The sequence below is a fragment of the Manganibacter manganicus genome, assembly GCF_002075885.1.
GTDB lineage: Bacteria > Pseudomonadota > Alphaproteobacteria > Rhizobiales > Rhizobiaceae > Mesorhizobium > Mesorhizobium manganicum.
The window spans coordinates 55,736-70,087 of sequence record NZ_MDET01000010.1 but is presented as its reverse complement, the minus strand read 5'-3'; the positions used below and the strand labels follow the sequence as shown (position 1 = coordinate 70,087).

The following is a 14,352-nucleotide window of genomic DNA, read 5'->3' as shown; positions in this document are numbered from 1 at the left end:
GATCAATGCGCGGTTCTCAGGCCGCCTGTTCCTGCACTGAAAGTGTCAATCTGTGTGGATCCAAGGGCTTTGTGAGGAAGCCGCTGGCGCCATGGGCGAGCACGAGCTGGCGTGTCTTTTCCTGGCTGTCTGCGGAAAGCACCATGATGGGAATCGGCGGCAGTCTATTTTCCTCTTCATGGCGGCGGATTGCGGCAATGGCGTCTAATCCGTCCATGACCGGCATGTGTAGGTCCATCAGCACCACGTCATAGCGCCGATTGTCGACCGGCGCCGTCACCGCTTCCACCGCCGCCTTGCCGTTGTCGACGACGTCAACACTACACCCGGCCTTGCCGAGTGCTGCACGCGCCAGCATGGCGTTGATGTCATTATCCTCGGCAATCAGCACCGAAAGGCCTGTGCGGCGATTTTGCGCCGCCTGCGAAATCGGCATTTCGCCGCTTTCCATTTCGGGTGTGCCGACCGTCCTGTAACCCGCCAGAAGTGCGCGCATCAGCGTCTCGCCACGCACCGGCCTTGCCAGGAAGGTCGTGTATCCCTTGGCGCGGAAATCATCGAGGCGCCCCCGGTCAGACGGGGCGATCAGTGTCATGGCCTCACAGTCCGCAAATCCGGTTCGTCGCAGGCGCTCCAGTACCTTTCCGCCGCTTGATTCCAGTTCGGCGTCGACCAGCAGCGTGTCACATCCCGCTGCATTCTCTGAGGCCGATGCGGCTGTCGTGGCGATGATAGCCACCCCGCCAATCACCTCTATAATAGCAGCGATGGCTTCTGCCTCGACACTGTTCTTTGACAGAATGACGATCCGCCGGGCTGCAAGCGCCGTGGGTGAATAGAGCGGCGGCTCCGTCGCTTCCGCTGCCGGAAGTTCGAAGGTGAATTCCGAGCCTTTGCCGAGTCTACTCGACACACCCATCGTGCCGCCCATGGCGCCAACCAACCGGCGAGATATGGCAAGTCCAAGCCCGGCGCCGCCATGCCGGCGTGTGGAAGAACCGTCACCCTGTTCGAACTCCTCGAAAACGCGCTCGAGATCCCTTTGTCGCAGGCCAACTCCGGTGTCGATTACGGCAAAGCGGATTCGGTCGCCGGTTTCGGCGTGAATCCGTTCGACCGTTACCAGCACTCCACCTTCATCGGTGAATTTGATCGCATTGCCGACCAGATTGAGCAGGACTTGCCTGACGCGCCCCGGATCGGCAGTAAACAGTTCCGGCACGTCGGGATCGACAAGGCAGGCGAGGCCGATACCCTTGCCATAGGCACGCGTGGCCAGCAGTTCGACGATATTGCCAGCGATCTCGCGTGGCGACATCGGCTGCGGCTCCGGATCGAAGCGGCCGGCCTCGATCTTGGAATAGTCGAGAAGGTCTTCGATCAGCGCGAGAAGGGCGCTGGCGGAGGTGGAAATGGCACCGACATAGGTGCGCTGTTCGGCGGACAGCCTGGTATCAGTGAGCAACTTGGCCATGCCCATGATGCCGTTCATCGGCGTGCGAATCTCGTGCGACACGGTAGCGAGGAAACGCGATTTGGCCTGACTGGCATATTCAGCCCGCTCACGCGCGACGATCAGCGAGGATTCCGCGTTCTTGCGTGCGGTGATGTCACGTGCGATGGCTCGGTGCGAAACGATGCCGCTATCCTTGTCGCGCACCGAAAGTTCGATCCATGAATACCAGCGCCGGCCATTTGCGGTGCGAATGCTGACATCGGAGGAACTGAGGCATTCTTGATCGAAAAAGGCGGCTTCGGGAACGAGGCCGATCTCGATGCCCAATTCGTCAAGATTCATGCCGTTCAAAACATGCTGATCGATGCCGACGATATCGGCAAAGACCTTATTGGCATAGACGATGCGGCCCTGGCGGTCGCGATGAACGACGAGATCGCCGAGTGCGTCGATCAGTCCGCGGAAACGCTCCACGCTTTCCTGCATTTCCCACACGCGGTCGGCCAACTTCTCGATTTCGGCCTGACTATGAGCCGCAGCCTCGCTATGACGCGTTTGCGCGCGCTGCTCCGCTCGACGGGTAATGAGTTGCAGTGCAATAGCCGCGGCACTCGTCGCCAGCAGGCCTACGACCATAAGAAGCGGTGCCGTCTGGATATAAGCGAGACCGGCGAACACTCCGATAGCCGCGGGTATCAGTACAGACGCGTTGCGTGATGCGATTTGCGGATAGTCCGGCACTAACGGCGGCGAGATCGGAATATACCGGCGGCTTGACGAAATCTCCGCTGCCGCGGCGACTTCTCGTTCATCTTTCGTGTTAGTGGTGGTTCCCGCGCCCATGCGGAACCCATGCCAGATCAAGATTAGAGAAGGTTTTGCCGGAACGTTCGAATTTTAAACGTTCTACACTTTTGGAGTGTGGCCCGGCGCTCTCTGCATATCCACGACCAAGCGGCCCCTGACCTTGCCTTCGACAATATCGTGAGCGGCATCGATTATGCCATCGAAGCCGATTGTCGTGGACAATGCTTTCAGCTTGCCGAGATCGAGGTCCGACCCGATGCGCTTCCACGCTTCCAGCCGGAGCGCCTTTGGCGCCATCACCGAGTCCACGCCGAGCAGCGACACGCCACGCAAAATGAACGGCGCGACGGTGGCGGGCAGATCCATCCCCCCTGCCAGGCCGCAAGCAGCAACCGCGCCGCCATAGGAGGTCATGGAGAGGACATTCGCCAATGTCATGGAGCCGACCGCATCGACACCGCCTGCCCAGCGTTCCTTGCCGAGAGGCTTGCCGGGGGCGGAAAGTTCCTCTCGCGAAATAATTTCGGCAGCACCCAGGCCGGTCAGGTATTCGGCTTCCGCCGACCGCCCGGTTGAGGCAATGACGTGATAGCCGAGCTTCGACAAGATGGAGATGGCGACTGAACCGACACCTCCGGCGGCTCCGGTGACAACCACCGGGCCGCGCTCGGGCGTGATACCATGACTTTCCAGCGCCATAACGCACAGCATGGCGGTATAGCCGGCGGTGCCGACCGCCATCGCGTCATGCGCGCTCATTTTACCCGGCAAGGGCACCAGCCAGTCACCATTGACGCGGGCGCGGGCGGCATAGGCGCCATAATGCGTCTCGCCCACGCCCCAGCCGTTCAGGATGACGTGGTCGCCCGTGTTCCAATCCGGATGAGAGGAAGACAGCACCGTACCGGCGAAGTCGATTCCCGGAATCAACGGCCAGCGGCGCACCACCGGCGCTTTGCCGGTAATCGCCAGCCCGTCCTTGTAGTTCACCGTGGTTGCTTCGACCGTAATGGTGACATCGCCTTCCATCAGATCGGCTTCAGTAAGTTCCGCCACCGCAACGGATTGCTTCTTGTCGTCGTCGCGTGAAACCAGAATGGCTTTGAAGGTTTCGGACATTTTCTTCTCCTGGCTGATCGGCGAAGTTTGGGTTTCCGGATCGACCGGGTCAATCTTCTGAGGGGCGGGATTCCCTGCGCCAAGCGATGAATTCGTCGAATATGACGAGGATTGCGCCCAGGGTGATGAAGGCATCGGCAAGATTGAACACGGCGAAGGACCAGACCGGCGTGTGGAAGAGAATATAGTCGATGACATGGCCATAGACGGCGCGGTCGATCAGATTGCCCAGCGCGCCGCCGACGATCAGCGCAAAGCCGATGCGCGAAAGCACCTGGCCTGGCGCGGTACGGACTGCCAGATAAAGCACGAAGGCGACGACGACCAGCGCCACCACGATCAGGCCGGTATCGCCAAGGGAAGACAGCATCGAAAAGGCGATGCCGGTGTTGTAGGTGCGATAAAGCGCCAGGAAGGGCAGGAGTTCGACCGGTTGCTGCAGGCTTAGCCCCGTCTCCACCAGATGCTTGATCCACTGGTCGAGAAGAACGGCGACAATCGCCAGCACGATATAGGGAACGAGTTTCCTCACGATTTCTCTACGGCCTACAGTTTCAGCGCGTCACGGCGGATTTCATAAAGCATGACGCCGGTGGCGATGGCGAGATTGAGCGAATCGGCGCGCCCGGCCTGCGGAATACGCAACAGCCGGTCGCAGCTTTCGGCCAGCGTGTCGGGCAGGCCCTGCTGTTCGTTGCCCATCATGAGCACGACGGGCTTGCCCGAAAAATCGACCGAGCGGTAATCGACCGTGCCCTTCAGATGCGTGCCGACGACGAGGCCGCTAAAGCCCTTGCGCCAAGCGAGGAATTGCTCGGACGTGGCCTTGGTCACCGGCACGGCGAACACCGATCCCATGGTGGCACGTACCGTTTCCACCGCAAATGGGTCGGTGGTGTCGCCAATGAGAATGATGCCCTTGGCGCCGACAGCATCCACCGTGCGCATTATGGTGCCGAGATTGCCGGGATCGCGCACCCGGTCGAGAACGACCCAGACATCGCCCGCCTTGGGGCGAATGTCCTTCAAGGCCATGAATTGCTGGGAAAAGACGCCGACCACCATTTGCGGATTGTCGCGGCGGGTGATGGCTGAAAGCACCTTCTCCGACACTTCCAGTACGTCGCCGCCGCTGGCCACCGTGCGTGCCGCCACTTTCTCCACCGCCTGATTGCCGATGCCGGCCTTGGCAAAAATCAAGGTCTTGATCTGCCAGCCGAGATCGAGTGCGTCGATGACTAGTTTCAGCCCCTCTGCCATGAAGGCATGCTGCTGGTCACGGAATTTCTTCAGCGCCAGCGCCTTGATGTCCTTGACCAGCGGGTTTGAAAGGCTGGTGACTTCCTTCACCCGGCCGACTGCGCGATGCTCGCTCATTTTGCCAGCCACCGTGAGAAGAGGGATGTCGAAAGCGCGCGGCCCGCCGATTTTTCGCGGATGATGAGTTCGCCCGATTCCACCACCCCGCCCATGTCGGCGAAGATGTCGCGCATCAGCGCATGGATTGCGAAGAAGGAGGAGCGGATCGAATAGGCCGTCAGCACCACCGCGAGCGGCTTCGGCGTCAGGATCGACCGGCAGATGTCGGTCAGCGCCGGCAGGTCCTCGAACAACTGCCACACTTCACCCTTCGGCCCGCGTCCATAGGCGGGCGGGTCGAACAGGATGATGTCATAGACATTGCCGCGCCGTTCCTCGCGCTCGGCGAATTTCATTGCGTCCTCGCAGATCCAGCGGATCGGCTTGTCTGTGAGACGCGCGATCTCCTGATTTTCCCGGGCCCAGCCGATTGCCTTTTTCGAGGCATCGACATGGGTCACCTCTGCGCCGGCACGCGCGGCTATGAGAGAGGCAAGGCCTGTATAGCCGAACAGGTTCAACACCTTCACCGGGCGGTTGGCTTGCGTGATCAGCGCGGCCATGTGGTCCCAATGCGAGGCCTGTTCGGGAAAGACGCCGACATGGCGAAATGAGGTAAAGCGGCCGAGATAATCGATGCCGTCATGCTTCATCGGCCACGTCTCGCCAAGCGGTGCCTTGGGAAAGCGCCAGCGGCCCATGCCTTCCTCGTCGGTATCGCCGGTAAAGGTGGCGTCGGCCTGGTCCCACTCCTTTTGCGGCCATGCCGGTTGCCAGATCGCTTGCCCCTCCGGCCGCACGATGCGATAGGGACCGTATTGCTCCAGCTTGCGCCCATCGCCGCTGTCGAGCAGGGCATAATCGTCATTGGGCGCCACTTCGAGAATTACTGGCAGGCGTTCAGCGGGCAACTCGCCCTGACGGCGGATGACTGGGCGTGCTGGAGCCTTCGGCTGTGTGTGCCTGTCTTCGCGCGGCACATCGTGCGTTGCAGGCGGTGGCGCAATTCCCTTGGCAGGACGAGACTGGCGATGGCCGGCACGATTTTGCCCATGGGCTGGCTTTTCGCGCGTTTTCCTGTCGCGGGAAGGTTTCAAGACGTGGCGTCTCCAGAGCGGTCGGCTCCGCTTTTGGCATAGCCCACTCGGCCACGCAATAAACAGGCGGATGTGCGGGCAATGACGGACCGAGGCAGACGTCAGGATTTGAGTGCGCGGTAGACGGCGATGCCAGCGGCAAGGTCTTCCAGCGCAGCGCCGACCGATTTGAACAGAGTGATCTCGCCGGCGCTTTCACGACCCTTTTTCTCGCCGCGTGCCAGTTCGGCGAGATCGCCGACGATCGCTTCCGGCTTCAAAACACCCGACGCCAGCGGCTGCACGATGTCGCCCGCTTCCTTGGTGGCGCCGGCGCGGGTGTCGACATAGACGCGGGCACGCCGGATGGCGTCGTCGTCGGCCTCGCGCAGTTCCGGCGTGAAGCCGCCGACCAGATCGACATGGGTGCCAGACTTCAGCAGCGCGCCCTTGATCAGCGGGGTAGGCGAGATGGTGGCGGACGCGACGATATCGGCCTCGGCCAATTCCGCGTCGAGGTCTGAGGCTGCCTCGGCATTGAGGCCTTCGGAGCGAAGTTGTTCCACGAGTTTCGCCGTATTGGCGGTCGTGCGGTTCCATATGCGGATGGTTTCGATCGGACGGACAGCCGCATGGGCGCGCGCCAGGAATTGCGCCACGGCACCAGCGCCGATAACAAGCAGGCGCGCCGAATCCTCGCGGGCAAGCCAGGAGGCGGCGAGCGCCGAAGCGCAGGCTGTGCGCCATTGCGTTAGCCGTTGACCGTCGATCAGCGCGCAGGGTTCGCCAGTTACGCCCTCCAGCAGCAGATAGAGACCCATCACGGCGGGTTTCCCAATGGCGTTGTTGTCGGGCGAGACGGTGACGATCTTGACGCCGATATGGCCCTGCCTTGAAGCGCCCTCAGCCTGGAAATTGGTCCATGCCGGCATCAGCAGCAAGGTGGAATCCGCGCCTTTTATGCGTTCGACAGTGTGATGATGGCGCACAGGCTGGACGGCGCCCTCGCGGAAGGCCGTGCGCAGCGTTTCGACGAGGCCGGGAAATGTGAGCGCGCGATCGACGTCGGCGGCCGAAATGGTAAGCATGGTGGTCTCCGTAAAGCGATTCACCCGGTCTATGCCGGCGGACCAGGTGGAATGGCGGCTTGCGACGGTGCCGCAGGTGCCCTTTTGATAGCCTGGCGCAGGTTCTCGGCTTCCACGCCGCGCTGGCGTGCCTGCTTGCGATAACGCCCCTGCCGGAGCCAGGTGACGGCCGCGCCGATGACCATGCCGATCACCAGCATCAGGAACAAGAAGATGAAGAGGGGCAGGGTAAGCGTCAGCGCCGGGTTGCCCGGATTGAACGGGTCAAGCGTGAAAGCAACCATCTGGCGATTGGCAACCGCCAGCGCAATGAGGATGACCGCCAGCGGCACCAGAATGACGATGAGCAAAAAACGCCTGAACATGATGCCCTTTTCCGTGCCGATCAGGGTTCGCGCCCCTATTTGTCCATGTTCAGCTTTTCGCGCAATTCCTTGCCGGTCTTGAAGAACGGTACCCATTTCTCCTCGACCTCGACAGATTCGCCGGTGCGGGGGTTGCGGCCGGTGCGAGGGGGGCGGTTTTTCACCGAAAAGGCGCCGAAGCCACGCAGTTCGACGCGATTGCCTTCGGCGAGCGCTTCGGTGATTTCGTCGAAAACGGCGCCGACTATGTTTTCGACGTCACGCAGGAACAGATGCGGATTGCGCGATGCGATGATTTGCACAAGTTCGGACTTGATCATGCGAGCGGTCCCTCAGAAACGGTGCGGACAAAAATATGCGAATGATTTTATTTGCTTTTTTCACTCTCGCCGGAACCCTGTCAAGGGTGCCAGACCGAAACCAGACCGTCAAGGAACAAGCGATCCCTACCCAATTCACGAAGGATGTCGCCGGTTGGGTCGGAAAGACCGAACACGCGGCCTAGGGTTTTGACAACGGCCTTGGAGAACAGGAACCCGCCGCCGCTTTCGGTATCTTTCCATTCGACGACCTTGATTTTCGGATCAACACCCTTGGTAGCCAGCCATGCGACCGCCTCGTCCTCGCCGCCTACGGCATCGATCAACTTGTTGGCGAGTGCCTGGCGGCCGGTAAAGATCGAGCCGTCGGCTAGTTCAAGCACCTGTTCGCGGCTCATATGACGACGCTCGGCGACAAGGCTGACGAACCAATCATAGCTGTCCATTATGAGCTTGCGCACCATTTCGCGCGCAGCGTCCGATGTCGGCGTGAAAGGTGAAGGCTCGGCCTTGAGCGGTGAGGATTTGATCGCCTCCAGTTTGATGCCCAGCTTGTCCATCAGGCCGGTAATGTCGGGATATTCGATCAGCACGCCGATCGAGCCGACGATGGAGGACTTGTGCGCGACTATATGGTCGGTGGCACTGGCGATCATATAGGCGGCGGATGCGGCTAGAGTACCGACCTCGGCGGCGACCGGCTTTTCGGCGGCCAGTTTGCGGATTTCCTCGAAAGTGGTTTCACCGCCGGTTGTGGTGCCGCCGGGTGAATTGATGGCCAGGATGACGCCCTTGACGCGCGGCGATTTGCGGATCGCTTCCAGCCGCCGCAGCAACTCGTCATCCTGGGTGATCGTGCCTTCGATCTTGACCTTGGCGATGTGATCGACGGACTTGGCGCCGCTCTCACCCTCATAGAACCAGAATCCGAACGCGACCAGGCATAGCGCCACGATGAGCGTCGCGAGGGCGCGCCAGAAGGTAAGTTTGCGCCGCAAACGGCGGCGGTCGATCAAATCGTCGGCTCTCAATGCCATGCTCAAACCTCATGTTCGGCAGCCAGACATGGTTCTAGAACATGCGCTCGTCAACGGCTACCGGTTTCAGGCACGCAGGGCAGGGGCTCGAAACCTGACGACCGATAGTGTATGCGTTTCTCGATCAAGCGTCCCCCGTGAGGGCGCTTGATCCTGGAATAAGGCCATATTTTTGCGGTTTTTCTGCTCGCGTTCGTGTTTAAAGACTTTCGAGAACCGAACTATGGGACGATATTCGTCCGGTGAAAAATTAAGGAAAAGTATTCATGTTGGCGCGATCGAGCGAGATGGCCGACGCCGATGACGTATTGAACGCGGCAGCCGACCCCGCCGTCGTGCCCGCACGTTCGAGTGCCTTTGGCCGGGCGCAGCGGCATTCCAGGCGTGTGCGCGTGCTGAAATTCGCGGTTCCGCTGCTTGCCGTCGCCATCGCGATTGCCTTTCCGGTCTATTCCTATCTGGTCACGCCGGCCGCCATTCCGGTAAAGGCGGACGGCAGTGCGTTCTCGGACGGCAAACTGGTGATGGCCAATCCGAAGCTGGAGGGGATGACCAAGAAGAATCTTCCCTATTCCATGACGGCCCTTCGCGCTATCCAGGATCCCAAGAACGAAAATGTTATCGAGTTGGAGGGGATCGACGCCAAACTGCCGATCGATGCCAAGACGACGGCGGCGATCGATGCACCGCATGGCATCTATAATCGGGAGACCAATACGCTCGACCTGGACCGGGACGTGACGGTGAAAACCAGCGATGGCTTGGTGGTGAAACTGCAATCGGCCTTTCTCGATATCGGCAAAGGCAATATGAAGACCGATAAGCCCGTGGAGATCAGTCGTCCGGATTCGCGGATTACCGCCGATGCAATGACGGTGGAAGATCACGGCAAGGTGCTGATCTTCGACGACAATGTGCACGTTAATATCTATCCCGCCAAGGCGAAGGCGGCCAACAAGAAAGAGAGCGGAGATGGGGTTCACTAATTCTATGCGGCGTCTGGTGCTCGTTTCCGCGCTGTCGCTGGTGGCGGCGGTTCCGGCGTTTGCCCAGTCGACCACCAGCAGCATGTCGGGGTTAAAACTGAGCGGCGACAAGCCGATCCAGATCGAGAGCGACAAGCTCGAGGTTCATCAGGATCAGAGCCTGGCCATCTTTACCGGCAATGTCAGTGTCGTGCAGGGGCCGACTTTGCTCAAGGCCGGCAAGATGCTCGTCTATTATGTCAAGGACGGAAAGGGCGAAGACAAGGCCGGTACGGACGCCGGGGGCGATACCCAAGGTAATGCAAGCGCGGGGTCGGCAATGACCGGTTCGGCCAACATCGATCATATCGAGGTGGACGACAAGGTTTATATCAAGTCGAACGACCAGGTCGCGACCGGGGATCGCGGCACGTTCGACATGAAGACGGAAGTGCTGGTTCTGTCAGGCAAGAAGGTCGTGCTGTCACAGGGCCCGAATGTTCTCGTCGGCTGCAAGCTGACCGTGCAGATGAAGACTGGGCTGGCACAGGTCGATGCCTGTGGCGGCCGGGTCATGATGTCGCTGACGCCGAACTCCCAGAAATAATGATGGGGGCGTTCTCCATAGCAGGACTGGCGAAACGAACGGCCGGGGGTAAGGCCGGGCCAGCTTCCCGACCCGGCTCCGACAAGCTCAAGGGTACGCTGATCGCACGCGGCCTGACCAAGAGCTACAAGGGGCGCAAAGTCGTCAACGGCGTGTCGCTCGGCGTGCGGGCAGGCGAGGCTGTCGGTCTGCTCGGGCCGAACGGCGCCGGCAAGACGACGTGCTTTTACATGGTCACGGGCCTGGTGCCGGTGGATGAAGGCGCTATCGAGATCGACGGCTATGACGTGACCTCGATGCCGATGTACCGGCGCGCGCGTCTGGGTATCGGCTATTTGCCGCAGGAAGCCTCGATTTTCCGGGGGTTGAGTGTCGAACAGAATATCCGCGCCGTTCTCGAAGTGATCGAGAAAAGCCGCAAGGAGCGCGAGAAGAGTCTGGACGAATTGCTCGAAGAGTTTCACATCAGCCATCTGCGCAAGGCACCTTCAATGTCGCTGTCGGGTGGTGAGCGGCGGCGGCTTGAGATCGCCCGCGCGCTGGCGACTCGTCCGGCCTATATGCTGCTCGACGAGCCATTCGCCGGCATCGATCCGATCGCGGTGGCCGATATCCAGCAATTGGTGCGGCATTTAACGGCGCGCGGCATCGGCGTGCTGATTACCGACCATAATGTGCGCGAGACGTTGGGCCTGATCGACCGCGCCTATATCATTCATGCCGGGGAAGTGCTGACACACGGCCGTCCCGAAGAAGTCGTGGCCAATGTCGATGTGCGACGCCTCTATCTAGGCGAGGGTTTTACCCTTTAAACTGACCGGCGTCGCGCTGCGTTTGTGCTTGACAAGCAAAAGTCGGGCCAGTTTCTATGTCGGCTTCTTCTTTTGCCTTGAAGCATTCGGGTTCGACGATGGCGCTGACGGCCAAATTGCAGCTCAGGCAGTCGCAGTCGCTGGTGATGACGCCGCAACTGCTGCAGTCGATCCGGCTTCTGCAAATGAGCCGTGTCGAGTTGGAGCGCTTCATCGACGAGGAGATCGAGCGCAATCCACTGCTGGAACGTGCTGAGACACCAGACGATTCGATCGGCGGTGACATCTTTGAATCCACAGCCGCTGGCGAAAAGGAGGAGGCCTGGACTTCCGAAGCCATCGCCGAGAGGCTGGATAGCTCGTTGGAAAATCTTTTTCCGGATGATCCGGGTGCCAGTCAGCACATTGGTCCGAATCTTGCTGCACAGTGGAGGTCCGCGCCAGCCGGACTGCCAGGTTCCGGTGACTTTCTTGACATGGCCGAGACAACGGCCGCACCGGTGACGCTGCGCGATCACGTGACTGAGCAGATTGCGCTCACTATCGCCGATCCCGTTTCGCGGCTGATCGCGGCGGAATTGGCCGATGGGCTGGACGAGGCGGGGTATCTGCGGGCCGAGCTTGCCGAGATCGCCGCACGGCTCGGCGCCAAGGAAACGACTGTGGAAGCAGTGCTTTCCATCTGTCAGGCATTCGACCCGGCTGGCCTGTTTGCTCGCGATCTGGCCGAGTGCCTTGCTCTCCAGCTGGCCGCGCACGATCGGCTCGATCCGGCGATGCAGGCGCTTCTTGCCCGCCTCGACCTTCTGGCGCGGCGCGATTTCCAGGCGTTGAAACGCATTTGCGGCGTCGACGAAGAGGACTTGCTGGACATGTTGGCTGACATTCGCGCGCTCGATCCGCGACCCGGCATGGCCTTTGCCGGCGGAGCCAGCGACCTGATCGTGGCTGATGTAGAGGTGCGCGCGGCCGGTGACGGTGGTTGGGCCGTGGAACTCAATCCAGCGACCCTGCCGCGCGTTCTGGTCGATCAGGTCTATTTTGCGCGTGTGTCGCGCGGCGCGAAGGATCAGGCGGAAAAGGATTTCCTGGCCGAATGTTCCCAAAACGCCAATTGGCTGACGCGCAGCCTCGACCAGCGGGCGAAAACCATCCTCAAGGTGGCGTCTGAGATCGTGCGCCAGCAGGATGCCTTCCTCATTCATGGTGTGCGTCATCTGAAGCCGCTGAATTTGAAGACGGTGGCGGATGCCATCGGCATGCATGAATCGACAATCAGCCGGGTGACGGCCAACAAATACATGCTAACGCCGCGTGGCGTGTTCGAATTGCGCTATTTCTTCACCGCGTCGATTGCTGCGGCCGATGGCGGCGCAGCTCATTCGTCGGAAGCGGTGCGTGACCGCATCCGGCAAATGATCGAGGGCGAGAAACCGGAAAAGATTTTGTCCGACGACGCGATCGTCGAGGCGCTGCAAGCCGATGACATCGATATTGCCCGGCGCACGGTGGCCAAATATCGGGAAGCCATGAATATCGCGTCTTCCGTGCAGCGCCGACGTGAAAAACGCGCTTTGGCCGGTGTCGGTCGCTGAATCGGCAAACATAGCGTTTTTCCACAGGCTTCGCGCTTCGTTGACAAGCCATGGGGAAGTGTCTAGAAGCCCGCCCGCATGAGGTGAGCATGGCGCTCGCATGTGGATTGCCCGCCGTGGCGTCAATGCGGGGCGGTGTGACTGTCGTGAATGTTCGGACGTAAAATCGGCGCATGACGCGTCGCAAAGCTTGTACGCACGGACCACGGGTATAAACTCCGAACAATCGAAGCCTGAGCAGAAAAGGTCAGTATTCACATGGTACTGCGCATAGCGGGAAAACATATGGATATCGGCGACGCGCTGCGTACGCGCATCAACGAGCGGATCGAGGATGCAATCGGGAAATATTTCGATCGAGGCTTTTCCGGCCATGTCACCATCATCAAGTCTGCGTCCCGGTTCAGTGCCGATTGCATGGTGCGGCTCGATTCCGGCGTGTCATTGCAAGCGGCAGGCGAGGCGCTGGATGCCATCCCGGCGTTCGAGGCGGCGGCTGAGCGCCTGGAAAAGCGTCTAAGGCGCTATAAGCGCCGCTTGAAGTCGCACAGTTCCGGTGCCGCCAATGACGAAGGCACCGATATCGCCTATGCGGTCATGGCGCCTCTGGCCGATGACGATCAGGACGTTCCGGAAGATTTTGCCCCGGCAATCGTAGCGGAAACGACAATGGTCCTGAAAACCATGTCGGTCGCCTCGGCGGTTATCGAACTCGACACCAAGGACAGCCCTGTCTTCGTCTTCCGTAATGCCGGGAACGAGCATCTGAACATCGTCTATCGCCGGCCTGACGGGAACATCGGCTGGATCGACCCCTCGACCACAAAGGTCGCGCAGGGATAAGGCCCGGCTGCCCTCAACAGGGCGGCAGGCAGGCGAAGAAGGGATTTCAGCATGGATTTGACTGATCTGCTCGACGTTTCGGCGATCATGCCGGCCGTCAAGGCCAACTCCAAGAAGCAGCTTCTGCAGATGCTTTCCGAAAAGGCCGCCGCGATCGTGGGTATTCCGGAACGCGACGTGTTCGAGACGATCCTGCAGCGCGAACGGCTTGGTTCGACGGGCGTCGGCAATGGTATTGCCATTCCGCATGGCAAACTGGTTGGCGTGAACCATATCAGCGGCGTTTTCGCGCGGCTGGAGACGCCGGTCGATTTCGAAGCTCTGGACGACCAACCGGTCGATCTCGTATTTCTGCTTCTGGCGCCGGAAGGGGCTGGCGCCGATCACCTCAAGGCGCTGTCGCGCATTGCACGCGTACTGCGCGACAGCGATACGGTGGCCAAAATCCGGGGTACGCGTGACGCTGCCGCGATCCATGCGCTCTTGTCGGACACACAGGCCTCACACGCTGCCTGACCGCCTGATTTTGGGTTGGAACTTGGAAGGGCCGCCGCGAGCGGCCCTGTTTGTTCGGTTTTGCCGTCGGCCGGAATTCCGGCCGACGCACTCGCCGCTTAATGAATGGCGACGGTTACCAGGTCGTTTTCCATCGCGCCGGCCAAGGCACGGTCGCGGGCATCCGACAGAAGAATCGGCTCACCATTGGCGCCGAACAGCGCCCAAAGCTCCAGTCCGGGGCCAATCTCGGTCAATCCGGGGAAACGGCCACGCAGGTCGTCGCTGGAGACTTTCCTCAGATAGGCAACCGACCCCTCCCCAAGATGAGCGAATTCTCCATTGGACATGGGCGGGGTTTGCAATGATTTCTGTTCAGTACTGGTCATTTCAGCCTCCTTTCGGCGA

16 protein-coding genes are annotated in these 14,352 nt (G+C 60.5%); 6 read left to right on the top strand and 10 right to left on the bottom strand.

Annotation, left to right across the window (positions count from 1 at the left end; translation table 11 throughout):
* Window positions 1-16: 16 nt before the first annotated feature.
* The 9 genes from BFN67_RS08130 to sppA all read right to left on the bottom strand — a co-directional run bounded on the left by BFN67_RS08130 (window position 17) and on the right by sppA (window position 8,627).
* Entirely contained in the window at window positions 17-2,299 is a 2,283-nt protein-coding gene (locus BFN67_RS08130) for a PAS domain-containing hybrid sensor histidine kinase/response regulator (RefSeq protein WP_080919123.1), read from the bottom strand.
* A gap of 63 nt (window positions 2,300-2,362) precedes the next feature.
* On the bottom strand, window positions 2,363-3,382 hold the full coding sequence (gene acuI, locus BFN67_RS08125; protein ID WP_080919122.1) for an acrylyl-CoA reductase (NADPH): 1,020 nt from the start codon (window positions 3,380-3,382) through the stop codon (window positions 2,363-2,365).
* Window positions 3,383-3,431: 49 nt separating this feature from the next.
* Window positions 3,432-3,914 (bottom strand): signal peptidase II, encoded by a 483-nt coding sequence (gene lspA / locus BFN67_RS08120; protein ID WP_080919121.1) that lies wholly within the window; start codon window positions 3,912-3,914, stop codon window positions 3,432-3,434.
* A 14-nt stretch (window positions 3,915-3,928) separates the two neighbouring features.
* A complete protein-coding gene (locus BFN67_RS08115; protein ID WP_080919120.1) occupies window positions 3,929-4,759 on the bottom strand; it encodes a TrmH family RNA methyltransferase in 831 nt (276 codons plus the stop codon).
* Complete coding sequence (locus BFN67_RS08110; protein ID WP_080919119.1) at window positions 4,756-5,838, bottom strand: RsmD family RNA methyltransferase; 1,083 nt, start codon at window positions 5,836-5,838, stop codon at window positions 4,756-4,758. The genes BFN67_RS08115 and BFN67_RS08110 overlap by 4 nt, the downstream gene beginning before the upstream one ends.
* A 101-nt stretch (window positions 5,839-5,939) precedes the next feature.
* Window positions 5,940-6,905, bottom strand: coding sequence for a bifunctional Delta(1)-pyrroline-2-carboxylate/Delta(1)-piperideine-2-carboxylate reductase (gene lhpI / locus BFN67_RS08105; protein ID WP_080919170.1), 966 nt, complete (start codon window positions 6,903-6,905; stop codon window positions 5,940-5,942).
* Between the two features lie 29 nt (window positions 6,906-6,934).
* Window positions 6,935-7,270 (bottom strand): LapA family protein, encoded by a 336-nt coding sequence (locus tag BFN67_RS08100; RefSeq protein WP_080919118.1) that lies wholly within the window; start codon window positions 7,268-7,270, stop codon window positions 6,935-6,937.
* 35 nt (window positions 7,271-7,305) lie between these two features.
* On the bottom strand, window positions 7,306-7,590 hold the full coding sequence (locus BFN67_RS08095; RefSeq protein ID WP_080919117.1) for an integration host factor subunit beta: 285 nt from the start codon (window positions 7,588-7,590) through the stop codon (window positions 7,306-7,308).
* Between the two features lie 80 nt (window positions 7,591-7,670).
* A complete protein-coding gene (sppA, locus tag BFN67_RS08090; protein WP_080919116.1) occupies window positions 7,671-8,627 on the bottom strand; it encodes a signal peptide peptidase SppA in 957 nt (318 codons plus the stop codon).
* A 266-nt stretch (window positions 8,628-8,893) separates the two neighbouring features.
* Between sppA and lptC the strand changes: the two genes are divergently transcribed.
* The 6 genes from lptC to ptsN all read left to right on the top strand — a co-directional run bounded on the left by lptC (window position 8,894) and on the right by ptsN (window position 13,965).
* A complete protein-coding gene (gene lptC, locus BFN67_RS08085; RefSeq protein WP_080919115.1) occupies window positions 8,894-9,613 on the top strand; it encodes an LPS export ABC transporter periplasmic protein LptC in 720 nt (239 codons plus the stop codon).
* Window positions 9,600-10,199, top strand: a complete 600-nt coding sequence (locus BFN67_RS08080; RefSeq protein ID WP_080919114.1) for an LptA/OstA family protein — start codon at window positions 9,600-9,602, stop codon at window positions 10,197-10,199. Before lptC ends, BFN67_RS08080 begins: the two co-directional genes overlap by 14 nt.
* Window positions 10,199-11,011, top strand: a complete 813-nt coding sequence (gene lptB, locus BFN67_RS08075; protein ID WP_080919113.1) for an LPS export ABC transporter ATP-binding protein — start codon at window positions 10,199-10,201, stop codon at window positions 11,009-11,011. The genes BFN67_RS08080 and lptB overlap by 1 nt, the downstream gene beginning before the upstream one ends.
* Window positions 11,012-11,109: 98 nt before the next feature.
* Entirely contained in the window at window positions 11,110-12,606 is a 1,497-nt protein-coding gene (gene rpoN, locus BFN67_RS08070) for an RNA polymerase factor sigma-54 (protein ID WP_080919169.1), read from the top strand.
* A gap of 258 nt (window positions 12,607-12,864) precedes the next feature.
* Window positions 12,865-13,449 carry a ribosome hibernation-promoting factor, HPF/YfiA family gene (gene hpf / locus BFN67_RS08065; protein WP_080919112.1) on the top strand — a complete coding sequence of 195 codons (585 nt, stop codon included), beginning with the start codon at window positions 12,865-12,867 and terminating at the stop codon, window positions 13,447-13,449.
* A gap of 51 nt (window positions 13,450-13,500) precedes the next feature.
* Window positions 13,501-13,965: a PTS IIA-like nitrogen regulatory protein PtsN gene (gene ptsN / locus BFN67_RS08060; RefSeq protein ID WP_080919111.1), complete on the top strand. Its 465-nt coding sequence runs from the start codon at window positions 13,501-13,503 to the stop codon at window positions 13,963-13,965.
* 98 nt (window positions 13,966-14,063) lie between these two features.
* Here the strand turns inward: ptsN and BFN67_RS08055 are convergent, their stop codons facing one another.
* Window positions 14,064-14,333, bottom strand: a complete 270-nt coding sequence (locus tag BFN67_RS08055) for a BQ00720 family protein (protein ID WP_080919110.1) — start codon at window positions 14,331-14,333, stop codon at window positions 14,064-14,066.
* Between the last annotated feature and the right edge of the window lie 19 nt (window positions 14,334-14,352).

Excerpts from the sequence above, each read along its gene's own strand:
- acuI (WP_080919122.1), bottom strand. The coding sequence starts at position 3,382 with ATGTCCGAAACCTTCAAAGCCATTCTGGTTTCACGCGACGACGACAAG.
- lptB (WP_080919113.1), top strand. The coding sequence starts at position 10,199 with ATGATGGGGGCGTTCTCCATAGCAGGACTGGCGAAACGAACGGCCGGG.
- sppA (WP_080919116.1), bottom strand. The coding sequence starts at position 8,627 with ATGGCATTGAGAGCCGACGATTTGATCGACCGCCGCCGTTTGCGGCGC.
- rpoN (WP_080919169.1), top strand. The coding sequence starts at position 11,110 with ATGGCGCTGACGGCCAAATTGCAGCTCAGGCAGTCGCAGTCGCTGGTG.
- BFN67_RS08100 (WP_080919118.1), bottom strand. The coding sequence starts at position 7,270 with ATGTTCAGGCGTTTTTTGCTCATCGTCATTCTGGTGCCGCTGGCGGTC.
- ptsN (WP_080919111.1), top strand. The coding sequence starts at position 13,501 with ATGGATTTGACTGATCTGCTCGACGTTTCGGCGATCATGCCGGCCGTC.
- hpf (WP_080919112.1), top strand. The coding sequence starts at position 12,865 with ATGGTACTGCGCATAGCGGGAAAACATATGGATATCGGCGACGCGCTG.
- BFN67_RS08095 (WP_080919117.1), bottom strand. The coding sequence starts at position 7,590 with ATGATCAAGTCCGAACTTGTGCAAATCATCGCATCGCGCAATCCGCAT.
- BFN67_RS08115 (WP_080919120.1), bottom strand. The coding sequence starts at position 4,759 with ATGAGCGAGCATCGCGCAGTCGGCCGGGTGAAGGAAGTCACCAGCCTT.
- BFN67_RS08130 (WP_080919123.1), bottom strand. The coding sequence starts at position 2,299 with ATGGGCGCGGGAACCACCACTAACACGAAAGATGAACGAGAAGTCGCC.
- lptC (WP_080919115.1), top strand. The coding sequence starts at position 8,894 with ATGTTGGCGCGATCGAGCGAGATGGCCGACGCCGATGACGTATTGAAC.
- BFN67_RS08080 (WP_080919114.1), top strand. The coding sequence starts at position 9,600 with ATGGGGTTCACTAATTCTATGCGGCGTCTGGTGCTCGTTTCCGCGCTG.
- lhpI (WP_080919170.1), bottom strand. The coding sequence starts at position 6,905 with ATGCTTACCATTTCGGCCGCCGACGTCGATCGCGCGCTCACATTTCCC.
- BFN67_RS08055 (WP_080919110.1), bottom strand. The coding sequence starts at position 14,333 with ATGACCAGTACTGAACAGAAATCATTGCAAACCCCGCCCATGTCCAAT.